This window comes from Mesorhizobium humile, assembly GCF_033977215.1.
In the GTDB taxonomy this organism is placed as follows: Bacteria; Pseudomonadota; Alphaproteobacteria; order Rhizobiales; family Rhizobiaceae; genus Mesorhizobium; species Mesorhizobium humile.
In genome coordinates, this window is the sequence record NZ_JAVIIV010000001.1 from 133,377 (window position 1) to 156,187 (window position 22,811).

Below are 22,811 nucleotides of genomic sequence, written 5' to 3' on the forward strand. Positions count from 1 at the left end.
CGCGGGGCGACGGCTCAGGCAGAATTCGGCACTCTCATGCCGTATAGGCCAGCGCCAGAATTCTCGCGGAGACGGAAAAGCGCACCGTCAGACGACGGCCGAATGACGTCACTGCTTCGCCCGATTTGAAATCGACGGCGATGTCTTCAAAGCCAAGCACCAGACCGTCGAGCGGAAACGATGCCTTGTAGGCGGCCTCCTTCGCCGCGAACAGAATGCGGCCACCTATGTCCGAATCGAGGTCGCCCAGACGATCTTGCGGCGTGATCACGATGGGTCGTAGGTCGGTCGGCAATGGCAAGACAGGCTCGATGTCCACGCCGACGCTTCTCACCGCATCTATTCGCGCGACGGCCGCCACGGCCAGTTCGTCGTCATGCGCGATTGAACCGACGACATCTGCCGGCCAAACCGGGTCTCCCATCCGGCCTCTCGTTACGGCGAGATCCGCCCACCCCAGACGCTGCAGCAATTCATGTGCGATCCTGCGACCCGCCCCACTGGCGTCGCGCGCCCTGTGTTCGCGCGTGGCGATGGAAGCGCGCTCGGCTGGAAGAAGAAATTGTTCGTCTCCGACCTGAATGCGGCGGCAGCCGGACAGCAGGCCGGGTGGAGCAAGGCCGATCAGCGCCCGATCAAGGGTAGTCTCGATCGCTGGGGGGGAGCTGTCCGGCCGGGTGTGCAACGCGTTATCGGCTCAATTCGAGCGCGGCGATCATCTCGTCGTCCTCGTCCAACCCCTGCTCGATGAAACCGAAGCTTGCATAAAGGCGACGCGCCGCCTCGTTTCCCGGCTCATAGCAGATCGAAACGCGGCTTATGTGGCTAAGGCGCGCAATCTCTTCCAGTACCTTGGCGACAGCGGCGCGGCCGAGGCCTTTGCCCTGTTCGCGGCGATCGATCATGAAACGATAGATGATCGCCTCGTCATCGTCTTCGGGTGCGCTGTACATCAGGAATCCGACGACGCGCCCAGCAGCGACCACGGCGCGAGGGACGGCCTCGTCATCCTGGCGAGCCTCGGCCAGCGATTCTGCGTTGGAGGCGACGAAGCTTTGTTGGTCGGGCGCGAGCTTCAGCGCCAGGATTGCCGCACGGTTGCCCTTGCCGACTGGCTCCAGGGCAACCGGCTGGTCACTCATGCCGGCGGCGCGCGTCACGGGGCATGCCCGATTTCCATCGCGCGGACATCGATCGGCGTCACCACGCCATAGAGCTTCGCCGGATTGCCGCGCCAGACCGTGTTCGGCTCGAGCACCTCGCCCTTCATGACGAAGCAGTCGACGTCGGCCACGGATCCCTCGCCCATCACCACCGCGTAGTGGACGAAAGAGGAAGGCGCCAGCGTGCAGCCATTGCCAATACGGATGTAGTCGGACTTGAACGCGCCTTCCTCCAGCGAGTGCGGCTGGATCACGCAGCCCTCGTTCAGCGTTACATCGTCGCCGATCTCCACCAGCGAGCGCTCGGTTATGATGCAGCCGCCGTCATAGAGGCGAAGCCCGACCTTCACGCCCAGCATGCGCAGGATGATCGGCCGGAACGGCGTGCCGGTGAACAGGCCCATGATCGGAGAATCGGACAGCTTCCAGTGCCGCTCATGCCGCCAGAAGACCGGGTCGTAGATCGTGGCCATCCTTGGCTTCAGCCGGCTGAAGCCGAGGCTGGCGCGCTCGAGGAAGATGTAGAATGGGAGACCGATCGCGGTCGTCAGCATCACCGCAACGAATAGGGCCGTCGCCCCCCATTCGGTATAGTAGTTGAGCGCCCGGTCCCAAATGGCGAGCGTCAGGAAGAGGATCAGCCACTGCGCGGCCACGAACATCAGCGCTGTGACGAGATTGTGCAGGTTCTTCAGCGGCAGGCGGCGGTTGCGCTCCTTGTCGGAGATCAATCCGAGAAGCTCCTTGTCGCGATTGACCATGCGCGGAATTTCGAAGGGTGGGGAGCCGAGAAGCCCGACATTCTCACGCATCGGTCCGTCCACCGGAACGTGCACCTTGGTGCCGAGAAGGCAGTTGTCGCCGGCTCGCGAATCCGGCGAATAGACGATGTTGTTGCCGAAGAAGTTGCGTTCGCCGACCCGCGTGTGCTCGAGGCGGAAAGAATTGGCCGACTTTTGCATGTTGACCATGAACAGTCCGTCGGACACCATCGTGTGCGAGCCGATCTCGCTCAGTTGCGGGTTTTCGTGCCGCTGGTTGGTGCCGAAATTCGACCCGGTCTGGTCCACCTTGTTCAGCTTCCAGCCGATGGCGCGCAGATAGTAGACGACGGCCGAGCTGTCGCCGAACAGCACGTTGAGCAGCCGCACATTGCTGACCAGCTCCAACATCGTCTGCAGCCAGTAGTGGAAGCCGTAGAGCGAATAGTTCCGGCCGGGCTTCAGCACGAGGTTGAACAGCCGCGGCACGATCGCAGCCAGGAGCACGCCGCCGATGATGAAGCCGACCACTGTGACCGTCGTGCCGATCGCCACGATGCCGATGGTCTCGTCATAGTCGTCGCCGAGATTTTCCCAGTAGCTGTGGAACAGAAGCGGGAATGGCGTGACGATGGCGAACAGGATGAAGAGCTGGATCGTCTCGTAGATGACGCGGCGCGCCCGCGACAGCGGCACGTTGGGGACGGTGCAATAATTCGCCTCGGTCGGGATCGCCGGCGATCCGTGCCAGCGCTCGCCGGCCGGGATCGACTGCCCGCGATGCAGCGACGAGGCATGGCCGAGCTGGGAGCCGTCGCCCATGCGGGTGTCGATGTCGAGCGTCGATCCGACACCGACGAAAGCGTTGTTGCCGATGTCGACGGGGCCGGTATGGATGTAGCCCGCCTGCGCGCGGAAACCGAGGATCGTCGAATCCTTGCGCAGGATCGAGTTGTCGCCGATGGCAATCAGGTCGGTGCAGACCGGAACGGCCCGGCACTCGACGACCGCACGGCTCCCGAGCCGCGCGCCGAGCAGGCGCAGATAGAGACTGTAAAGCGGACTGCCGCGGAACAGCACCACCGGAGCGCTGCGCACCAGTGTCTTGACGATCCAGAAGCGGTAGTAGCGCCAGCCCCAGATCGGAAAGGATTCGGCCTTCCAGCGGCCGACCAGCAGCCATTTGGCGACGATGGCGAAGCCGCTCAACCCGAAGAACACGCCGGCGGACAGAAGTACGCAGCGCAGATAGAGAGACGCCGGGTCGTCCAGGGCGTCATAGACCCAGCTGAGGCCGTCATTGATCGCCCACAGCGCGAGATAGCTGTAGGCCGCATAGAATAGCAATTGGCCGAACCCCGTTGCCCAGATGGCAAGATTGGAGGCCCGATGCGTCAGCATGGGCTCGCTCGCGACAACCGCGGCCATCTGCGGCGCCCGCAGGTAGTCGGCGAGCTTCGCCACCGTCGGGTGCAGGTAGATGTCGCGCATCGAAGTCGTCGACCAGGCCTTGCGCGAGCGGATGCGCGCGCAGAACCTGGCCATCAACAGCGAGTTCGCGCCGAGATCGTCGAAGAAGTGATCCTCGATCGAGATATCGTCGAACTTCAGCACATCCTGCAGCGTGTCGACGAGGAACTTCTCGTCGTCGTTGCGCGGGTCGATCATCGCATGACCGGCGGCGACGCGGGCGCTCGTCGGCTTAGGCAGCTTCCGCAAATCGACCTTGTTGGAAACGGTCATCGGGATTGCAGGCAGCTGTTCCAGATAGGCCGGAACCATGTAGTCGGGCAGCCGCCGCTTGAGCTCCTGCACCAGCACGGTGCGGTCCACGCCATCGCCGCCGCTCTTGGGGGCATAATAACCGACCAGCTCGGTGCGCTCGGGCTCGATCTCCCATGTCGTGACCGCCGCCTGCGCGATACCCGGCTGATCCAGAAGCACGGCTTCGATCTCGCCCAGCTCGATGCGGTAGCCGCGGATCTTCACCTGCGTGTCGATGCGGCCGTGATATTCGATATCACCATTGTCGTTGATGCGGCCAAGGTCGCCGGTCCGATAGATGCGGCCGCTGGGATTGTTCGGCAGGCCGATGAAATCCTCGATGAACCGCTGTTCGGTGAGTTCCGGCCGGTTGAGGTAGCCGACCGCCACGCCCATGCCGCCGATGCAGACCTCGCCCAACTGGTCGCCGGCCAGCACCTCCGGCTTTTCGGGATCGAGAATGGCGATCGAATAGGTGGGCAATGGCTTGCCGATGGTCACCGGCTCGTCGGGGGTCAGCAAGGCCATCGTGGCAGTGACCGTCGCCTCGGTTGGTCCGTAGGTATTGAGAATCTTGCGGCCCGGCTTTGCCCAGCGGGTGACGAGCTTCTGCGAGCAGGCTTCGCCGCCGACCAGAATCGCGCGCAGGCTTGGCGCATCGCTCTCGATCGATGACAGCAGCGTCGGGCTGCAGGCCATGCAGGTGATGTTATGCTCGCGCAGGAAGCTCGCCAGTTCCTCGCCGACCAGCGGTTGCTGGCCCGGCGCCGGCACGACTGTGGCGCCGGCGGCGAATGGCACCCAGATCTCCTCCGAGGAGAAATCGAAGGCGATCGTCATGCCCTGGTACACGCGGTCGCCTGGCTGATAGCCATAGGACGCCGCCGCGACACGGATGAAGTTGCAGAAGCTCGGATGGGTGATCACCACGCCCTTGGGCTTGCCCGTCGTGCCCGAGGTGTAGAGGATATAGCAGGTCTGATCCTGGTCGCCGTCCGGCAAGGGCGCCGTTTCTGGCTGCAGCGCGATTTCGGACTCCGCCGAATCGATCGAGATATGCGGAACTGGCAGGCGCGCCACACGCGCCGCATAGCTGGAAACGCTGATCACCATCGTGACGCTTGCGTCCTCGATGATCATCACCATGCGATCTTCCGGGAACGCCGTGGCCAGAGGCACGAATGCCGCTCCGGCCTTCATCACGGCAAGCACGGCGATATAGGTTTCGGCGGAGCGGTCGAGCAAAAGGCCGATCCGGTCGCCCGGCTTCACGCCGCGCTCGATCAAGAGATGCGCGAACTGGTTGGCGCGGTTGTTCATCTCGCGATAGGACCAGGCACGGCCGTCGGAAATGACTGCGGTCGCGGCGTCGAAGCGGCTCGCCAGGTCGCCGAAGAAACGGTCGAGCCTCTCGTTCGGCTCACCCTTGTGAATGAAATCGGGGCCGACAAGAACCTGGTCGCGCGCCGGTGAGTTCGCTGCTGCTTTGGCGGTGCGAGAGCTTTGCCTGGCGGGCTTGCTTGCTTCATTGAGAGACATTGGAGATTCCCGCGAGCTCGTATTCGCTCGCACTATGCCGCCATCGGCGAAAAGACAATAAGCTGTGATATTGGGCCAGTTGATCCGCCTTTGCGGCCGAATTGAGATGCGGTGCGCTTTGATGTCGTCGCCCGAAAGTGCGCGGCGATTTCTGGCAGACGACATGCATCATGGGTCGCCGCCAGTGCGACACTTCAGAGCCAAGGAGGGTTTCACGACGCTCTCTGCTCAGCCCTTGGCGGTGCCCGCCTTCCCATTCGCCCCATCGAGCAGTGCGATCAATCCCTTGAGGATGTCGATCGGCGGAGGCGGGCAGCCTGGGATGTGCAGGTCGACCGGCACCACGTCGGACACGCCGCCCACGACGGCGTAGCTGCCGGCGAAGCAGCCGCCGTCCTTGGCGCAGCCGCCGAGCGCCACCACCCATTTCGGGTTGGGCGTTGCGTCGAATGTCCGCTTCAGCGCCTCCCGCATGTTTTTCGTCACTGGCCCAGTGACCAGAAGCACATCGGCATGGCGCGGCGAGGCGACGAAGCGGAAACCGAAGCGCTCGATGTCGTAGAAGGCGTTGTTGAGCGCGTGCATCTCGAGCTCGCAGCCATTGCAGGAGCCGGCGTCGACCGCGCGGATCGACAGGCTCCGGCCGAGCCGCTTGCGGGCAAGTCCGTCGAGCGCGCGCGCCAGCTCGTCGACGGCAGCATTGCTCGCTTGCGGCGGACGCTCGGTCAAGGGCGGGCGGATCAGGCTTTCGAAGAGCAGTTTTCGCATGGCGGTGTGCCTTGGCCCGGTTTGGAGCAGTTCAGCGTCTGATAGAATCGCCGACCTGCTCCAACTCTTTGTTTTCGCGCAATTCCGGACGGAAAACCGCTGCGCACTTTTCCTGGAATTGCTCTAGAGATCATGGCCGGAATAGGAGCAGTTGAACGATTTGTTGCAGAGCGGGAAGTCGGCGACGATGTTGCCTTCGATCGCCGCTTCCAAGAGCGGCCACTGGAACCATGAAGGGTCGCGCAGGTGGCAGCGCTCGATCGAGCCGTCCTCGCCGATGCGCAGCCAGACCAGTATGTCGCCGCGAAAACCCTCGACCAGCGCCATGCCCTCGCGCGGCCCTTCCGGCGCAGCGATGTCGACGCGGATCGGGCCGGCGGGCAGCCGCCCGAGGATTTGTTCGACCAGCGACAGGCTCTGCTCGACCTCGCGCACGCGGATCCAGACGCGCGCGTTGACGTCGCCTTCCTGGAGGACCGGCACGTCGAAGGTGAGTTCGTCATAAGGCGCGTAGCCCGGGGCGCGGCGCGCATCGAAATCGCGGCCCGACGCCCGCCCGACAAAGCCGCCGGCGGCATATTGCCGGGCAAGCTCGACCTTGAGCCGGCCGGTCGCCACCGTGCGGTCCTGCAGCGAGGCGGTGTTGTCGTAGAGTTCCACCAGATGCGGGAAGCGCCGCCTGATCTCCGCGACCAGCGATCGGATGGCGCTGGTCCCCGCCTCGCTCAGATCGCTTGCCGTGCCGCCGGGCAGGATGCGGTCGCGCATCAGGCGATGGCCGAAGGCGGCGTCGGCGGCGCGCAGGACGCGCTCGCGCAGCACGCCGCAATGCGCGTGCATGATCGCGAAGGCGGCATCGTTGCAGATGGCGCCGATGTCGCCGAGATGATTGGCAAGGCGCTCCAGTTCGGCCATCAGCGCCCGCAGCCAGATTGCGCGCGCGGGAACCTCGATCCCGAGCGCGGCTTCGACGGCGCGGGCAAAGGCCAGCGAATAGGCGACCGTGCTGTCGCCCGACGTCCTGCCCGCGAGTTTTGCGGCGCGGTCAATCGGCGCGCCGGCCATCAGGCCTTCGATGCCCTTGTGCACATAGCCCAGCCGCTCTTCCAGCCGCACCACCGTCTCGCCGCCGGCCGTGAAACGGAAATGCCCCGGCTCGATAATGCCGGCATGCACCGGCCCGACCGCGATCTGGTGCAGGCTTTCGCCCTCCGCCGCGAGGAACCGGTAGGAGGAGGCGGCCGCCGGCCCGCCAGGCCGCGCGGCCAGCGGATGCGAGACGCCCCATTGGCCATGGTCGAGCCAGCGGCGGGTGTCGGGAAGGCCTTGCGGCGCCAGTCCGAACAGGTCCGCGGCGGCGCGCTCCAGCCGCAGGGCCGGCGGATGGTATTGGCCGACCGACGGGTAGCGGCCGCCGCGGCACTCCAGGCTGATGACGCCGATGTCGAGCGCGTCGTCGAGAAGCGCCATGTGCACCTTTTCCGGCTCCCCCCACAGGTCGAGCAGGCTCCAGCGGCCGCCGGCGAGCTGCTCGACGGCGATATTCCAGGCCTTCGGGGCCACCACGGCGCGCCGCCAGGGGGCGTGACGCTCGATCCGGCGGCCGGCTTCGATGAGATCGGCGAGCGCGGGCATGTTCTTCCTCGCCATGCGCATCACCCCAATATTCCGGCGACATGCTGGAACCACGCCACCAGCGGCGCCGGCAGGTAGATGCCGGCGGCGAAGACGAGGGCGAGGTGTGAATACATCGGCACATAGGATGCCTCGACCGGCGCCATGCCGCCGCGCGGCTCGCCGAAGGCAAGGCCGCTCAGCCGCAGCAATAGCGCCCCGAAGGCGATGAGCAGCCCGAACACCAGCGGGATCGCCAGCCACGAATGCCTGGCGAAGGTCGAGCTGACGACCAGGAACTCGCTCATGAAGATGCCGAGCGGCGGCAGGCCGGCGATCGCCACGACGCCGATGACCAGCGCCCAGCCGAGCCCGGGATGGCTTTCCGTCAGCCCTCTGATCTCGGAGATCTTCTGCGTGCCCTTGACCTGCGCGATATGGCCGACGGCGAAGAAGATCGCCGACTTGGTCAGGCTGTGCATGACCATGTGCAAAAGGCCGGCGAAGTTGGCGAGCGGGCCGCCCATGCCGAAGGCGAAGACGATGATGCCCATATGCTCGATCGAGGAATAGGCGAACAGGCGTTTGATGTCGCGGCGGCGGTAGAGCATGAAGGCCGCGAAGATCAGCGAGGTGAGGCCCATCGTGACCATCAGCGGTCCGGGCCCGATCGCCTGCGGGCTCGCCGCGAGCAAAAGCTTGAAGCGCAGCACGGCGTAGAGCGCGACGTTGAGCAGCAGGCCCGACAGCACCGCCGAGATCGGCGTCGGGCCTTCGGCATGCGCGTCGGGCAGCCAGGCATGCAGCGGCGCGAGACCGACCTTGGTGCCGTAGCCGAGCAGCAGGAAGATGAAGGCGACGCTGAGCAGCGCCGGGTCGAAATGCGCCGCCTTCTCGATCAGCACCGACCAGACCATGGCGTTGGTGCCCTCGCCGACGACCGGCTGCGCGGCCATGTAGACGAGGATGGTGCCGAACAGCGCGAGCGCGATGCCGACGCTGCCGAGGATGAAATATTTCCAGGCCGCCTCCAGCGCCTCATGCGTGCGGTAGATGCCGACCATCAGCACGGTGGTCAGCGTGGCGAGCTCGACCGCGACCCACATCAGGCCGATATTGTTCGACACGAAGGCCAGGTTCATGCCGAACATCATGATCTGGTACATCGCGTGGTAGAACCGCAGGTTCGGCGCGGTCAGCCGCCCGGTTTCCAGCTCATGCGCGATATAGGACGCGCTGAACACGCTGGTGGTGAAGCCGACGAATGTGTTGAGCACGATGAAGACGATGTTGAGATCGTCGACGATGAGATATTGCCCCGGCGCCGGCCGGTCGGTGACGAACAATGACAGCGCCGCGAGCAAGGTGAGCAGGCTGGCGATGACGTTGACGACGGACGATATCTTGTAATTCGGCAGCGCCGCCAGGATGGCCGCGGCGCCCGCCGGGATGAAAAGGATCGCGGCCACGGCGTCGAAGGAGAACCCGCTCACCGGCGTTCTCCCCGATAGTCGTCGAGCGCGCCGACATCGACCGAATCGAAGCGTTCGCGGATGCGGAACAGGAAGACGCCGATGACGATGAAGGCGATCAGGATCGAGAAGGCGACGCTGATCTCGACCACCAGCGGCATGCCCTTGGCGCCGGTGGCGGCCAGCACCAGGCCGTTCTCCAGCGACATGAAGCCGACGACCTGGCTGACCGCGTTGCGCCTGGTCACCATCACCAGCAACCCCAGCAGGATGATCGACAGCGCGAAGGCGAGATCCTCTCGGGCGAGCGGGTCGGCCTCGGGCGTCACCCGAAGCATCAGCACCATGGAAAGCGTCACCAGCCCGATGCCGGCGAGCATGGTCGGGCCGATGCCGACGGCGGTCTCGATGTCGCGGTGGATGCCGAGCCGCTGGATGATGCGATGCAGCCCGACGGGAATGACGATCGCCTTGAAGACCAGAGCGATGCCGGCGGTGATGTAGAGGTGGTGCGCGTCCTGGATATAGGCCTGCCACGCCACCGACAGCGCAAGCACGACCGCATGCAGCGCAAAGACGTTGATCAGCGCGAACAGCCGGTCCTGGTAGAGCATCATGAAGGAGATCAGCACCAGGCTGCCGGCGAGCAGATGGGCGATGTCGAAGGTGAGACCGTTCATCACAGGCTCCGCGAGACGAACAGCAGGAGCGTGCCGAGCAGCGCCAGCATCAGCGCCGCACCCAGGAAGTCCGGCACGCGGAAGACGCGCATCTTGGCGACCGCCGTCTCGAACACGGCAAGCAGGATGGCGAGCACCGCGAGCTTGCCGAGATAGGCGGCCGCGCCGATGGCCAGCGATCGCGGCCCTGTGCCAGCGCCCGCCAGCCCCCAGGGCAGGAAGACGCAGGAGATCAGCGACATGTAGAGCAGCAGCTTGATGAAGCTGGCGAGCTCGATCATCGCCAGATGGCGGCCGGAATATTCCAGGATCATCGCCTCATGCACCATGGTGAGCTCCAGATGCGTGGCGGGATTGTCGACCGGTATGCGCGCATTCTCGGCGATCGCCACCATCACCAGCGCGATCAGCGACATGCCGAGCGACACGCGCAATCCGACCTGCGGCGAGCCCATGAAGGCGGCGACCGTCGAAAGCTGCGTGGCGCCGGCCACCAGCGCCAGGCTGAAGACGATGAGCAGCATCGCGGGTTCGGCGAGCGAGGCGATCATCACCTCGCGGCTGGCGCCGATGCCGCCGAAGCTGGTGCCGATATCCATTCCGGCCAGCGCCTGGAAGAAGCGCGCGCTGCCGAGCAGCGCCACGATGACGATGAGATCGGCGGCCCAGCTGAACTGGAGGCCGGCGGCGAAGGTTGGAACCAGCGCCGCCGCGACCCATGTGGCGGCGAAGATCAGGTAGGGCGTGACGCGGAACAGCCAGGACGCGTTGTCCGCCAGCACGACCTCCTTGCGCATCAGCCTGACCAGATCGCGATAGGGCTGGATCACCGAGGGTCCCTGCCGCCTGACCAGCCTCGCCTTCACCTTGCGCACGAAGCCGATCAGAAGCGGCGCCAGCAAAAGCACCGAAAACATCTGGGCGCCCTGCACGGCGAGATCCAGGATCACGGCCATAGCGCAAGCACCAGGAGCAGGGTGACGAGGTAGAGGAAGACCAGCGTCAGGTAGCGGCGGATGGTCAGGAACTGCAGGTGGTTCAGTCGCTCGGTGGCGAAATCGATCGCGCCGGTGATCGGCTGATAGAAGATCTCCCAGGCCACGTCATGCATATCCACCTTGAGGCGCGCCGGCTCGAGGGAGCCCGGCGCCGGCATCTCGACGGTTTCGCGGGCGCGGAACGCGAAGCCACCGAAGACGCGGCGGATGGGCTGCGCGAAGCTGACCGCCGTGTATTGCGCGGCCGGTACTGCGTCGGCGAAGCCGCACCCCCATGCAATGCCCCGGCGCAGCGCGTGCGAGGCGAAGCGGTGGATGAAGAAGGCCGCGAGCGACGCCGAAATGGCGATGAAGGCGAAGACCAGCAGGCCGTTATAGGAGCTGCGGCTCTCGGCGATCGGCACGATCGACAGCCAGGGCTCAGCCATCTGCACCGGCATGCGGTCGCCGATGAGCGAAAGCGTCACCGGCGACAGGCCGTCGAGGATGAAGCCGGGCAGGATGCCGGCGAGCAGGCAGAAGGCGGCAAGCACGGCCATTGCCGCCAGCGACCAGCGGTCGACCTCATGCGCGCGTTCCACCACCGCCGATCGCGCCCGGCCAAGGAAGGTGATGCCGAAGGCCTTGACGAAGCAGGCCGCGGCCAGCGCTGCCGCCAGCGCCAGCATGCCGCCGACCGCCGGCACGATGACCTTCAGCCCCCATTGCGGCAGCTCGGGGCTGCGCAATATGGCCTGGAAGACCAGCCATTCGGAGGCGAAGCCGTTGAAGGGCGGCAGCGCCGAGATCGAGACGCAGCCGACGAGAAAGACGAAGCTGGTGACCGGCAGGCGATGGATGAGGCCGCCGAGCTTTTCCATGTCGCGTTCGCCGGTCGACGTCAGCACCGCGCCGGCGCCGAAGAACAGCAGGCTCTTGAAGAAGGAATGGTTGAGCACGTGGAAGAGCGCCGCCGTGAAGGCCAGCGCCGCGGCCGAGGGCATCGCGTTCGCCTTGAAGGCCAGTGCAAGGCCAAGGCTGGCGAAGATGACGCCGATATTCTCGATGGTCGAATAGGCGAGCAGCCGCTTCAGGTCTTTTTCCATCAGCGCATGCAGGATGCCGAGCACCGCCGTCACGCCGCCGATGAGGAGCACGGCGACGCCCGACCACCATGCCGGCGCGCCAAGCAGGTCGAACACCACGCGGATGAAGCCGTAGATGGCGACCTTGGTCATGATGCCGCTCATCAGCGCCGAGACGTGGCTGGGTGCGGCCGGATGGGCAAGCGGCAGCCAGGCATGCAGCGGCACGAGGCCGGCCTTGGAGCCGGCGCCGAGCAACATGAGAACGAGCACCGCGCCGGCCGCGAGCGGGCCGGGATGCGCCATCCGCATCGCGTCGAACGCATAGGTTCCCGCCGGTCCCGCCAGCAGGCCGAAGGCAAGCAGCAGCGCCATCGTGCCGAAGCTCGCCATCACCAGGTAGATGTAACCTGCGCGTCGGTTGGCCTCGTCGCGGTGGTGCGCCATGACCAGCGCCCACGAGGCGAGCGACATGAATTCCCAGGACAAAAGGAAGCTGAAGGCGTCGTTGGCCAACACGACGAGGTTCATGCCGGCGAGGAACGCCGGATAGAACGGCAGCACGCGATGCGGCTGGGATTCGTGCCGGCCGTAGCCAAGAGCATAAAGGCTGGTGATGGTGCCGCCCAGATTGACGACGATGAGGAAGAACGCCGACAGGCCGTCGAGGCGGAACCGGGCGCCGGTCCAGGGCAGGCCGAGCGGCAAGCTGGCGGACGCCTCGCCGGGATTGCCGACGAGATGGCCGGCAACGATCGCGAGCAAGGCGGCTGAAATGACGAACGCGGCGCCATAGACAAGACGCGTCGCGGCGGTGTGCCGGCTGAAGGCTGCGGCCAGGATGGCTGTTGCCAGAAGCGCGGCAGGACCGCACAGCAGAAGCGCCACGATCGGGATCACGACAGGCTCCCACCGGGCGCGGCATCGCCGGCATTGGATGCCCGGGCCGGATCGAATCCGGTCTTCAGCCTCACCCCGCGTCCGCCGCCCTGGCTGACCGCGCCTTCGCCGATCAGCTCGATGCCGGCCACCTCGAGCGCGGCGATCAGCTTCATCAGCGAATCGACATTGCCCCGGATGATCGAGCCGCTGGCTTCCATGCGCTGGATTGTTGGTACCGACAGGCCGGACAATTCGGCAAGCCGGCGTTGATCGATGCCGAGCAGCGATCGGGCGGCGCGCAATTGCGGTGCGGTTATCACCGAGGACTCTCTCGTTCAGTTCTGAGATATGAGGTCTCGGTGCTGTAGCCTACATTAAAATGTTCTATCGTCAAGGATTGATGTCTGAAACATGTATGTTGATGGCGAACGACCGCGAGTCTGGCGCTCAATTCGTTACGGGACGAAGCTCTGGTGTTCCGTCCAATGCTGTGCGCGGTGAATGCTGGCAGCGAGGGTGCCGCTTGGGTCAATCGGCAAAACGAATATCCGCGTCAGCCGCACAATAAGGCACATGGCGGAAATCGCGGATGCGCACGACCTCTTCGCCGCGCCAGTCGATCAGCACGAAGCCGCCCAAGGCATTGTCCGCTTGCGGGTTGCGGATCAGGATCGCCGGCCGGTCCTCGACGAAGCCCAGCGCCAGCGTCCAGTCGTTCATACGGTCGTAGTTGCCGAAATAGGTCGAGGCTTCCTTCTTGCCGCTGAGGCGGGCGCGGTTGACGACGTCGACCTGGATGTCTTCGGCGATCAGCATCCTGACACCGTCGAAATCGCGTGCATTGAACAGGTCGACATAGCGGCGCAGCCGGCGCTCCTCCTCAAGGTCGAGCTTCGGCATGGTCATGTCGTCGGGCAAAGCCGCCAACGCCTTCAACTCCGTCCGGCCGCGATGCAGCGCCGCCTTGCTGGCGGCTAAAGTCGCGCCCGTCACCTCGCAGGTTTCATGCAGGCTAAGGCCGAGCACGTCGACCAGGATCACGGCGCTGCGCTGCGCCGGCGTCAGCCGCATGAAGCTGCGCAGGCTCGAGGCAGTCGCGAGCCTCGTCTCGGCGCTGGCGGAGAGGTCCGCTATCGCGGTCATGTCGGCCTCGCTCATTCGCGAACGCTCCCGCTGGCGGCGGCGCAGATGATCCTGCGCCGCATTGTGGGCGATGCGGAATAGCCACTGCTCCGGTCGCTCGACCTGAGCGCCGCCGTCATATGCGGCAAGCGCCTTCACCACTGCTTCCTGCACGATGTCCTCGCCCTCGATCGCCGAGCCGGCCATGCGGGCGGCATAGCGGTGCAGTTTCGGCCGCAGGCCGACGAGCATGGCTTCAAGTTCCGCTCGGCCGAACCCTGCTGAGCTCATCGTCCTCTTTCTCGCCTCGCCGATCACAAGCCGTGCCTCGGTCAGGCGGGCACGGCTTCATCGGCCTTGGCCAGCATACGATAATTGCCGATGATCTTCGCCGGCGACCTAGCTAGCGGTGTCGACCGCCGATCGGCGTGATTGGCGCCGAAAACCTTGAAAGCGTCGAGTTCGGTCAGCGCCGAACTATCCCTGTCGTAGCCGACAAGGTGGACGAACTCGCCATTCTCCAGTTCGAGCACCAGATAGCGCACGGATTGCGGCTGCGTTTCGTCCAGCGCTTCGAACACCTTTGCCACCAGCGCCCGGTTCTCGGCGATGCCGGCATCCTTCACGCCGTAGCGGATGAGATTGTAGGTCATGGTCGTCTCCTGTTTGCGGATCTGCTTGAGGAAGACGTTCCACGGGCTCGAAAGGATTCTCGGGATCGGGTCGATCTTTTTGATCGTCTCCAGCTATCAGCCGGGTCCGCCGATCATGGAGACGATCATGTCGTCGCCGGCCGATTGCGGTCGCATCCGGCCGCTGGCCAGCTCGACCGACAGTTTGCATAGGGCCGAGTTGACGGGCGTAGCCATGCCGTGAAACCGCCCGAGAAGGACGATCTCGCCATTGAGGAAGTCTGTTTCGAGGGAGCCGGTCCCGCGCACGATGCTTTGCAGCGTCGAGGAACCCACGCGCGTTCGACCCGAGATGGCGGTTATGGTCAATTCTTCACGGGCCATGGCATCGGTCTTGTCCCAGTCGATCCCGGCCGCGCTTAGCACGGCCTCGGCCTCGGCGCGTGCCTTCGCATACCATTTCCGCTGAAGCTCGGTGTCGCCCAGCGCCGCGTCGATGATGTTTCGAAGGTTGGCCAGCAACTTGCGGTATTTGCTGCTCATCACATTGTCCCTGGGGTCGACGATGAAACCGGACGCCTTGAGAACCCCGCACAGTTTCTCGACGGTGTCGTCGGTTCCGGACGGATAGCGGCCGATGTCGAAGGCGCCGATCTTGGGCGCGAAATAGGCAGCGACCTCGCCGGGCGTGTCGTAATCGGCCGGCAGCATGACTGTCGCGCCATAGACATTGGCGAAGAAACGCAAGGCTAGCGGCTCGTTGGCGACGCCGTTCTGGAAACAGAACACCGGCAGCGCCGCCGCACCGGCGGCGTTGAGCCGCTGCAGCGCGCCGAGCGTATCGGGGGTCTTCATCGTCAGGAGCACCACATCGTCCGGCCTGAAGGAAATCTCCGCCGGGTCGGCATGGACGGGAAAGCGCGCGGTCCTGGTGCCTTGCGGGGTGGAAAGCGTCAGCCCCGAGGCGCGAATGGCGTCGAGCTGCCTGCCGCGGGCAATGCCGATGACTTCATGTCCGGAAAAGCTCAGCTGGGCCGCGATGGCGCCGCCGATTGCGCCAATGCCATAGACGATGATGCGCATTCTATTCTCGTTTTGATTGGGACTTCGGTCGACAGCAGTTGATCGAAAAAGCCTACAGCGTTGTCGCTCAACCGGCGATCACCCGTACCCTCCATTCACGCAATCGTGGCCGCTGCCGCCCGTCCCGCGCCGCGCCCCGAAAAAATGCATCCGCCGAGGAAGGTGCCTTCCAGCGCCGCATAGCCATGCACGCCGCCGCCGCCGAAGCCGGCGGCCTCGCCCACGGCGTAGAGTCCCGGCACCGCTTGTCCGGCGGCATCGAGCACGCGGCTGTCGAGGTCGGTCTGCAGGCCGCCCAGCGTCTTGCGGGTGAGGATGTTGAGACGCACGGCGATCAGCGGGCCGTTGGCCGGATCGAGCATCTTGTGCGGCTTGGCCGTGCGGATCAGCCTGTCGCCGAGATAGGCGCGCGCGCCGCGCAGCGCGGTGACCTGCGCATCCTTGGAGAACGGATTGTCGAGTTGCCTGTCGCGGGCGCGGATCTCGCGCTCGACCTGGGCGACCTCGAGAAGCGGCTCGCCGCCGGCCAGAGCGTTCATGCGCGCCACCAGCTTCGAGAGATTGGCCTCGACAATAAAATCCTCGCCCTTTTCCATGAAGGCTTTCACCGGGCCGGGAATGCCCGATGTCGCGCGGCCCAGCACCTGCCGCCAGCTTTTGCCGGTGAGGTCCGGGTTCTGCTCGGAGCCCGACAGCGCGAACTCCTTCTGGATGATCTTCCTGGTCAGGATGAACCAGGAATAATCGAAGCCGGTGCCCATGACGTGGCTGAGCGTGGCTAGAGTGTCGAAGCCCGGATAGAGCGGCACCGGCAGCCTTTTGCCGCGCGCGTCGAGCCAGAGCGAGGACGGGCCGGGCAGGATGCGGATCGCATGCTCGGTCCAGATCGGCGCCCAGTTCTTGATGCCCTCGACATAATGCCACATGCGGTCGCGGTTGATGATCGAGCCCCCGGCCTGTTCGGTGATCGCCAGCATGCGGCCGTCGACATGGTCCGGCACGCCGGTGATCATCCGCTTCGGCGGCACGCCCAGGCGCTGCGGCCAGTTTTGGCGCACCAGCTCGTGATTGCCGCCAATGCCGCCGGAAGCCACGATCACCGCCTGCGCATGGAGCTCGAAGTCTCCGACGACTTCCCGCGAGCTCTTGCGGCCGCGCTCGGCGCTGCTGGCTTCGAGCACATCGCCGCGCACGCCGGTCACGGTATCGCCGGCGCGGATGATCTCGTTGACCCGGTGGCGGAATTTGAACTGGACCAGCCCGCGCCTCTGCGCCTCGAGCACGCGCAGCACGAACGGTTCGAGCACGCCGGGCCCTGTACCCCAGGTGATGTGGAAGCGCGGCACAGAATTGCCGTGGCCGGTCGCATTGCCGCCGCCGCGTTCGGCCCAGCCGACCACGGGGAAGAATTTCAAGCCGCGTTCCATCAGCCAGGCACGTTTCTCGCCGGCTGCGAAGCCGACATAGGCCTCAGCCCATTTGCGCGGCCAGAAATCTTCCGGCCTGTCGAAGGCGGCCGTACCCATCCAGTCCTCGAGCGCGAGGTCGTGGGAATCACGGATGCGCATGCGCCGCTGCTCCGGCGAATCGACCAGGAACAACCCGCCGAACGACCAGAAGGCCTGGCCGCCCAGCGACTGCTCCGGCTCCTGGTCGACGATGATGATTTTCTTGCCGGCGTCGGCCAGTTCGGCCGCGGCGACGAGGCCGGCCAGCCCCGCGCCGACAATGATCAGGTCCGCGTCAGCCATCTATTCCTCCCAGAAATTAGCCGGCAGCTTGTTGCGAAAACTCAGACGGGCTCCCAGCCGTCCTTTTCGCCGGCGCGGAAGATAGCGTCGATGACCTTCTGGTTGAGCACCGATTCCTCCAGCGTGAAGACGCGGTCCTTGCTGCCCTGGGCGGCGCGCACGAAGGCCTCGCACTCCAGCCGGTATTGCTGCGTGCCGGGGAAGCGGAACACCTGCGCCTCGGTGTGGTTCTGGTTGTGCAGCTCGATGCGGTGGTGGTCGTAGAGCCCGGCATTGAACGGGGCGAAGACCTCGATGAAGCCCTTCTCGCCGTGGAACACCATAGACTGCCGCGCCGCCATCTGCGTCGAGAGATAGAAGGATAGTTCGAAGTCGCCGAAATCGGCGCGGATCGAGGAATAGATGTCGGTGCCGAAGGTCTTGTCGCGCTCGATCGTCGCCTGGACGCGGAGTGGCTCCTTGCCGGTCGAAAAGCGCGTCGACACGGTCGGATAGACGCCGATGTCGGGCAGCGCGCCGCCGCCGAGGTCGAGCTGGTTGCGCATGTTCTTGGGGTCGACATTGTAATAGGAGAACGCGCCCTGCACGTGGCGCAGCCGGCCGATGGCGCCGCCGGCGATGAGGTCGCGTACCTTGATCCATTGCGGGTGGTAGACGACCATGAAGGCCTCGCAGACCAGCACCTTCTTTTCGTCGCGCAGCTTGATCAGCGGCGGGATGTCCTTGGCGTCGAGCGCGAGAGGCTTCTCGACCAGCACGTGTTTTCCCGCCTCGATCGCCTTCGCCGCCCACTCGACATGCTGCGATGTGGGCAGCGGGATATAGACGCCGTCGACCTCCTTGGAGGCGAGCAGTTCCTCATAGGAGCCAAAGGCATGCCGGGCGCCGAACCGCTCACCCAATGCCTTGGCCTTCGCCAGGTCGCGGCTGGCGATCGCCGACAGGATGCCGTTCTCCGACTCCACGATTGCCGGCAAAAGCTGCTCGCGGCCGATCTTCGCCGTCGACAGAACACCCCATCGGAACATCACGCTTCTCCATGTCGGTTTTTCAGGCGACGAGGTTTGCCCGAAATCGACGGAAAAGCCAATGCGCGGTACTTCCTCGCCCCACGCAGTGGGGAGAGGTGGCCCGGCGAAGCCGGGACGGAGAGGGGTGTTCGTAGAGGACTTGCTTCGAAGTCGAAGTTGCTGATAGCTGCCAACTTCTCTGACGGCTCTGCGGTCGCGAAGGGCGTCCCCCGCTCCGTCTCGGGTTTCGCCCGAGCCACCTCTCCCCCGCCTTCGCGGGGGCGAGGAAATCAGGCCGAGCTACCCCCTCTTACCCATCAGCGTCATGTCGAAGTCGACGACGTTGGAATAGAGCGGCGTGCCGACATCCATGCCGTAGCGCGACCGCAGCACCTTGCCGGTGACATGGAACTTGATGGTTCCGCCTTTCAATCCACCCAACTCGGCGGTGAATTTTTCAGGAAACGTCTTGCCGCGCGCCGTCAGCCGGCCGGTCACCAGCGCCGTCGTGTCGCCGGTGCGGGTGACGCTGGTCGAGCGGAACTGGATTTCCGGATTGTTGGCGGCGTCGAACACCGCGTCGGAGCGCAGGAAGGCGTCGATGCGGCCCTGTCCGGTGCCGACGCTTTCGGGATAGATGGTGAGGTCGACCTTCGAGCGGCCGACATCGCCATTGTCGATGCGGATCGTGCCCTTGAAGCGGCCGAAGGCGCCGTCGAAGCCACCGCCGCCGGCCTTGCCGATGGTGAAGCGGATCGAGGAGCCCGACGGGCTGATCGTGTAGCTGCCGGCGGCGTCGCTGAGCGCCACCGCCGCATAGACAGGCATGACAAGGCAAGCGGCAAAAGCCGCCAATCCAAGGATGCGCATTTTCATTGGTTTCTTCCTTCCGCAGATACGCTTCTTCTGCGTTCTCGCCCCACCAACGAAGGACGGGGCGGTTCTATTCCCCGCCTGACGAAGGTGTGATCATGCGCCTGAGCACGCTGTCGCGCAGCAGGAAATGGTGGCGCAGCGCCGCCGCCACGTGCAACGCGACCAGCGCGATGCCGGCATAGGCGAGATACCAATGCGCGGCCGACCAGAAGCTTTCCGCGGCATCGGATTCGGCCAGCGGCAAATTGGGCATCACGAACAGGTCGAACGGCATGGTCGGGATCTCCAGCGTCGACACCGAGACCAGCGCCCAGCCGGATAAGGGCAGCGCGATCTGGAAAGCATAGAGCGCGAAGTGGGCGAGGGGCGCGGTCCGGCGCTCCAGCGTTCCGACAGAGCGCGGCAGAGGCGGCGGCGCATTGCCGAGCCGCCAGGCGATGCGCAGGACGATCAGCCCGAGCAGCAGGAAGCCGAAGGATTTGTGCAGCTGGATCAGCTCGAAGGACGTCCGCTGGCTTGTCGTGCGCACCATGACGAAGCCGAGCACGAACTGGCCGATGAAGACGATACCGATCAGCCAGTGGAGGACGATCATCGCCCAGCCATAGCGGGTTGGGGTGTTGGCGAGGGATTGCATGCGAGGCGAACGAAGCCGGCGCCGGCTTTCTTCCGGCTGAGATCACACCCTGCCTATCCTCGAATTTAATTCGGAGAGGAAATCCTCTCAATGCCGGCTGCAAGTTGCGGATCAGCCCTTAGGCAATAGTCCCGCCGCGAGCTAACCACTCACCTTGAAGAAATCCACGAACGCCCTCAGCGCCGGCCGCATTTGCCGGCGGCTCGGATAGTAGACGAAAAAGCCGTCGAAGGACGGGCACCAGTCCTCCAGCACGCGGATCAGCCTACCGTCGGCGAGCGGCGCCCGCACATAGGGCTCGAAGACGAAAGCAAGCCCGGCGCCGTCGACCGCCGCCTGGGCGATCAGATGGTCCTCGTCGAGGATCAGCGGCCCTTGCGCGGCGATCTCGATCTCCTCGCCGTCCTTCTCGAACTCCCAGCGGTAGAGGATGCCGCTGGAGAAACGGAAGCGGATGCAGCGATGGTCCGCCAGCTCGCGCGGATGGCGAGGCTTTGGCATAAAAGCGAAATAGGATGGCGCCGCGACCACCGCGCCGCGAAGATCGGGGCCGATGCGTACCGCGATCATGTCGCGCTGCAGGCTTTCGCCGAGCCGCACGCCGGCGTCGAAACCGCCTTCGACCACGTCGGTGAAGCGGTCCTCGATGACGATCTCCAGCACGATCTCGGGATAGGCGGCGGCAAAGGAGCCGAGCCGTGGCGTCAGCGTCAGATGCGCAGCCGTGCGCGGCACGGTCAGCCGCAGATTGCCGGCCGGCCGGTCGCGCGCCTCGACCGCCGTTTCCAGCGCCAGGTCGATTTCGGACAATGCCGGCCGCAGCCGTTCCAGCAGCTGCGCGCCCTCCTCGGTCGGCGCGACGCTGCGCGTGCTGCGGGCAAGCAACCGCACGCCGAGCCGCGCCTCCAGGCTGGAGACCGCGTGGCTGACCGCCGACGGCGCGATGCCGAGCTCGCGCGCGGCGCCGCGAAAGCTGGCGCATTGGGCGACGGTGGCGAGGACCGCGAGCTGCGAAAGATTGGTTCGGTTCATTGTTCTATTTTATAGAGCAAGCCGTGCGAAAGAGAACCGATTATCGAACGGAGTGCAAGAGGCTATCTCCTTGTCATCGCAACAAGGAGATGCGTGATGAAAACCCGCAAACTCGGAACTGAACTCGAAGTCTTCCCCGTTGGCCTCGGCTGCATGGGCATGAGCTTCGCCTATGGCGGCCAGCCGGAAGCGGAAGCCATCGCCACGCTGCGCCGCGCCGTCGAGATCGGCGTCACCTTCTTCGACACGGCCGAAGTCTATGGCCCATTCGAGAACGAAATCCTGCTCGGCAAAGCCCTGAAGCCGGTGCGCGATCATGTCACGATCGCCACCAAGTTTGGCTTCAAGATTTCCGAGCACGGCTCGGGCATCGACCGCATGGTCGGCGTCGACAGCCGCCCCGAGCACGTCAAGGCGGTAGCGGAAGCCTCGCTGAAGCGGCTCGATACCGATGTGATCGACCTCTACTACCAGCATCGCATCGATCCGAACGTGCCGATCGAGGACACGGTTGGCGCGATGGCCGAGCTGGTGCGGGAAGGCAAGGTGCGCGCGCTCGGCCTGTCGGAAGTGAGCGGCGCGACGCTGCGCCGGGCCCACGCCGTGCACCCGATCGCCGCTGTGCAGAGCGAATATTCGCTGTGGAGCCGCGATCCGGAAGACGAAGTCATCGCCGTTTGCCGCGAGCTCGGCATCGGTTTCGTGCCCTACAGCCCGCTCGGCCGCGGCCTGCTCACCGGCGCGATCGCCAAGCCCGACGCGCTCGGCGCCGACGACTGGCGCCTCACCTTGCCGCGCTTCCAGGCCGAGGCGATGGCAGCCAACAACGCCGTCATCGCGATGCTGGAGAAGATGGCGGCCGAAAAGGGCGTGACACCGGCGCAACTGGCGCTCGCCTGGGTGCTGCACCAGGGCGATTTCATCGTGCCGATCCCCGGCGCAAGGAAGATACGACACCTGGAGCAGAACACGGCGGCAGCCGGGATTGAGCTGAGCGTGGCGGAGGTCGCGGCGATTGGTGATGCGCTGTCGCCCGACAAGGTGGTCGGCAAGCGCTATACGGAGGAATTGCTGGCGCTGGTGAATGGGTGAGCACGCCGCACGCTGAAATGAAGGGGCGCTTTGGCGCCCCTTTTGTTGAATGGTCGGCGCGAGGCCCCCCTCTCTGTCCTGCCGGACATCTCCCCCTCAAGGGGGGAGATTGGCAGTTTCGATGACGGCGCTCCCCTTGCAACGCCGGTGATTGGCGAAAGCGACCGCGACATCGATCTCCCCCCTTGAGGGGGAGATGTCCGGCAGGACAGAGAGGGGGGCCTCGCGCCGACCTATCTTATCTCCGCACCGCTACCAGGCCACCACCCTAATCTCCGGCCAATACTCCCGCGCCCGCTTCCCCTTCACCTCATGCGTCCGCTGATTATCCAGAGCCCGGTTCGGCGTGATGCGGAACGAAAAAATATCGTCGAGCCCGAACGGCGCCACCAGATCAAGATACCCGCTGGAATCGAACCGCACCCCGACCGCATGCGTCTTCGACGCAAAATAGCTCACCGACTCGCTGGAACTCGCGTATCTCGGGCATTCCTGCCCGAACTTCACCGGATACCACAGATGCACCCGCGCCTGGTTGCGCACCTCGACCGGCAGCTTCAATCCCTCGAAATGCCTCGCCGCCCGGCGGATCACCGCATCCTCGGCCTCGTAGGACAAATCGGCATCGTCGAAATAGAACAGGTCGACATCCTTGATGCCGTATCCCGGCGGCTTGCCGGTCAGATGGTTCCAGATGCTGTTGTAAAGCGCGCCGGACACCACCAGCCAATCCGGCAGCGCAAGCTTCCGTACGCGCGCAAGCGTCTCGGCTAGCAGCGGATCGGCCGCGACGATCCTTAAGAACGCCGCGCGCTGTGCTTCGAAGGGAAGGCCGGAATAGCGGAGATGGTCCATCGCCCTTTGGAGGGCG

The 22,811-nt window shown here is 65.0% G+C and carries 20 protein-coding genes; 1 reads left to right on the forward strand and 19 read right to left on the reverse strand.

The window, feature by feature from the left end:
* Positions 1–34: 34 nt before the first annotated feature.
* The 18 genes from RFM52_RS00685 to RFM52_RS00770 all read right to left on the reverse strand — a co-directional run bounded on the left by RFM52_RS00685 (position 35) and on the right by RFM52_RS00770 (position 20,848).
* Positions 35–685, reverse strand: a complete 651-nt coding sequence (locus RFM52_RS00685) for a 4'-phosphopantetheinyl transferase family protein (RefSeq protein ID WP_320293945.1) — start codon at positions 683–685, stop codon at positions 35–37.
* Positions 686–689: 4 nt separating this feature from the next.
* Positions 690–1,160 (reverse strand): GNAT family N-acetyltransferase, encoded by a 471-nt coding sequence (locus RFM52_RS00690; RefSeq protein ID WP_320293946.1) that lies wholly within the window; start codon positions 1,158–1,160, stop codon positions 690–692.
* Complete coding sequence (locus tag RFM52_RS00695) at positions 1,157–5,227, reverse strand: Pls/PosA family non-ribosomal peptide synthetase (protein ID WP_320293947.1); 4,071 nt, start codon at positions 5,225–5,227, stop codon at positions 1,157–1,159. Before RFM52_RS00695 ends, RFM52_RS00690 begins: the two co-directional genes overlap by 4 nt.
* 228 nt (positions 5,228–5,455) lie before the next feature.
* Entirely contained in the window at positions 5,456–5,995 is a 540-nt protein-coding gene (locus tag RFM52_RS00700) for an NADH-quinone oxidoreductase subunit B family protein (protein ID WP_320293948.1), read from the reverse strand.
* Positions 5,996–6,118: 123 nt separating this feature from the next.
* Complete coding sequence (locus RFM52_RS00705; protein ID WP_320294445.1) at positions 6,119–7,630, reverse strand: hydrogenase large subunit; 1,512 nt, start codon at positions 7,628–7,630, stop codon at positions 6,119–6,121.
* A 20-nt stretch (positions 7,631–7,650) separates the two neighbouring features.
* Positions 7,651–9,102, reverse strand: a complete 1,452-nt coding sequence (locus RFM52_RS00710) for a hydrogenase 4 subunit F (protein WP_320293949.1) — start codon at positions 9,100–9,102, stop codon at positions 7,651–7,653.
* Entirely contained in the window at positions 9,099–9,761 is a 663-nt protein-coding gene (locus RFM52_RS00715) for a hydrogenase-4 component E (RefSeq protein WP_112098328.1), read from the reverse strand. The genes RFM52_RS00710 and RFM52_RS00715 overlap by 4 nt, the downstream gene beginning before the upstream one ends.
* The gene (locus RFM52_RS00720; RefSeq protein ID WP_320293950.1) at positions 9,761–10,717 is read right to left on the reverse strand and encodes a respiratory chain complex I subunit 1 family protein; all 957 of its coding nucleotides are present in this window, start codon (positions 10,715–10,717) and stop codon (positions 9,761–9,763) included. The genes RFM52_RS00715 and RFM52_RS00720 overlap by 1 nt, the downstream gene beginning before the upstream one ends.
* The gene (gene hyfB / locus RFM52_RS00725) at positions 10,708–12,723 is read right to left on the reverse strand and encodes a hydrogenase 4 subunit B (RefSeq protein WP_320293951.1); all 2,016 of its coding nucleotides are present in this window, start codon (positions 12,721–12,723) and stop codon (positions 10,708–10,710) included. Before hyfB ends, RFM52_RS00720 begins: the two co-directional genes overlap by 10 nt.
* Entirely contained in the window at positions 12,720–13,025 is a 306-nt protein-coding gene (locus RFM52_RS00730; RefSeq protein ID WP_320293952.1) for a helix-turn-helix domain-containing protein, read from the reverse strand. The genes hyfB and RFM52_RS00730 overlap by 4 nt, the downstream gene beginning before the upstream one ends.
* 208 nt (positions 13,026–13,233) lie before the next feature.
* Positions 13,234–14,118: an RNA polymerase sigma factor gene (locus tag RFM52_RS00735; RefSeq protein WP_320293953.1), complete on the reverse strand. Its 885-nt coding sequence runs from the start codon at positions 14,116–14,118 to the stop codon at positions 13,234–13,236.
* A gap of 41 nt (positions 14,119–14,159) precedes the next feature.
* Positions 14,160–14,480 (reverse strand): hypothetical protein, encoded by a 321-nt coding sequence (locus RFM52_RS00740; RefSeq protein WP_320293954.1) that lies wholly within the window; start codon positions 14,478–14,480, stop codon positions 14,160–14,162.
* 96 nt (positions 14,481–14,576) lie between these two features.
* A complete protein-coding gene (locus tag RFM52_RS00745) occupies positions 14,577–15,542 on the reverse strand; it encodes a ketopantoate reductase family protein (RefSeq protein WP_320293955.1) in 966 nt (321 codons plus the stop codon).
* Between the two features lie 95 nt (positions 15,543–15,637).
* Positions 15,638–17,293: an FAD-binding dehydrogenase gene (locus tag RFM52_RS00750; protein WP_320293956.1), complete on the reverse strand. Its 1,656-nt coding sequence runs from the start codon at positions 17,291–17,293 to the stop codon at positions 15,638–15,640.
* Positions 17,294–17,334: 41 nt separating this feature from the next.
* On the reverse strand, positions 17,335–18,321 hold the full coding sequence (locus tag RFM52_RS00755; RefSeq protein ID WP_320293957.1) for a Gfo/Idh/MocA family protein: 987 nt from the start codon (positions 18,319–18,321) through the stop codon (positions 17,335–17,337).
* Positions 18,322–18,603: 282 nt separating this feature from the next.
* Complete coding sequence (locus tag RFM52_RS00760; RefSeq protein ID WP_320293958.1) at positions 18,604–19,179, reverse strand: YceI family protein; 576 nt, start codon at positions 19,177–19,179, stop codon at positions 18,604–18,606.
* Between the two features lie 67 nt (positions 19,180–19,246).
* Positions 19,247–19,816, reverse strand: a complete 570-nt coding sequence (locus tag RFM52_RS00765; RefSeq protein ID WP_320293959.1) for a cytochrome b — start codon at positions 19,814–19,816, stop codon at positions 19,247–19,249.
* Positions 19,817–19,957: 141 nt separating this feature from the next.
* Positions 19,958–20,848 (reverse strand): LysR family transcriptional regulator, encoded by an 891-nt coding sequence (locus tag RFM52_RS00770; RefSeq protein ID WP_320293960.1) that lies wholly within the window; start codon positions 20,846–20,848, stop codon positions 19,958–19,960.
* 96 nt (positions 20,849–20,944) lie between these two features.
* On the opposite strand from RFM52_RS00770, the gene RFM52_RS00775 reads away from it, so the two are divergent.
* Positions 20,945–21,940: an aldo/keto reductase gene (locus tag RFM52_RS00775; protein WP_320293961.1), complete on the forward strand. Its 996-nt coding sequence runs from the start codon at positions 20,945–20,947 to the stop codon at positions 21,938–21,940.
* A gap of 252 nt (positions 21,941–22,192) precedes the next feature.
* Here the strand turns inward: RFM52_RS00775 and RFM52_RS00780 are convergent, their stop codons facing one another.
* Entirely contained in the window at positions 22,193–22,795 is a 603-nt protein-coding gene (locus tag RFM52_RS00780) for a nucleotidyltransferase family protein (RefSeq protein ID WP_320293962.1), read from the reverse strand.
* Positions 22,796–22,811 lie beyond the last annotated feature (16 nt).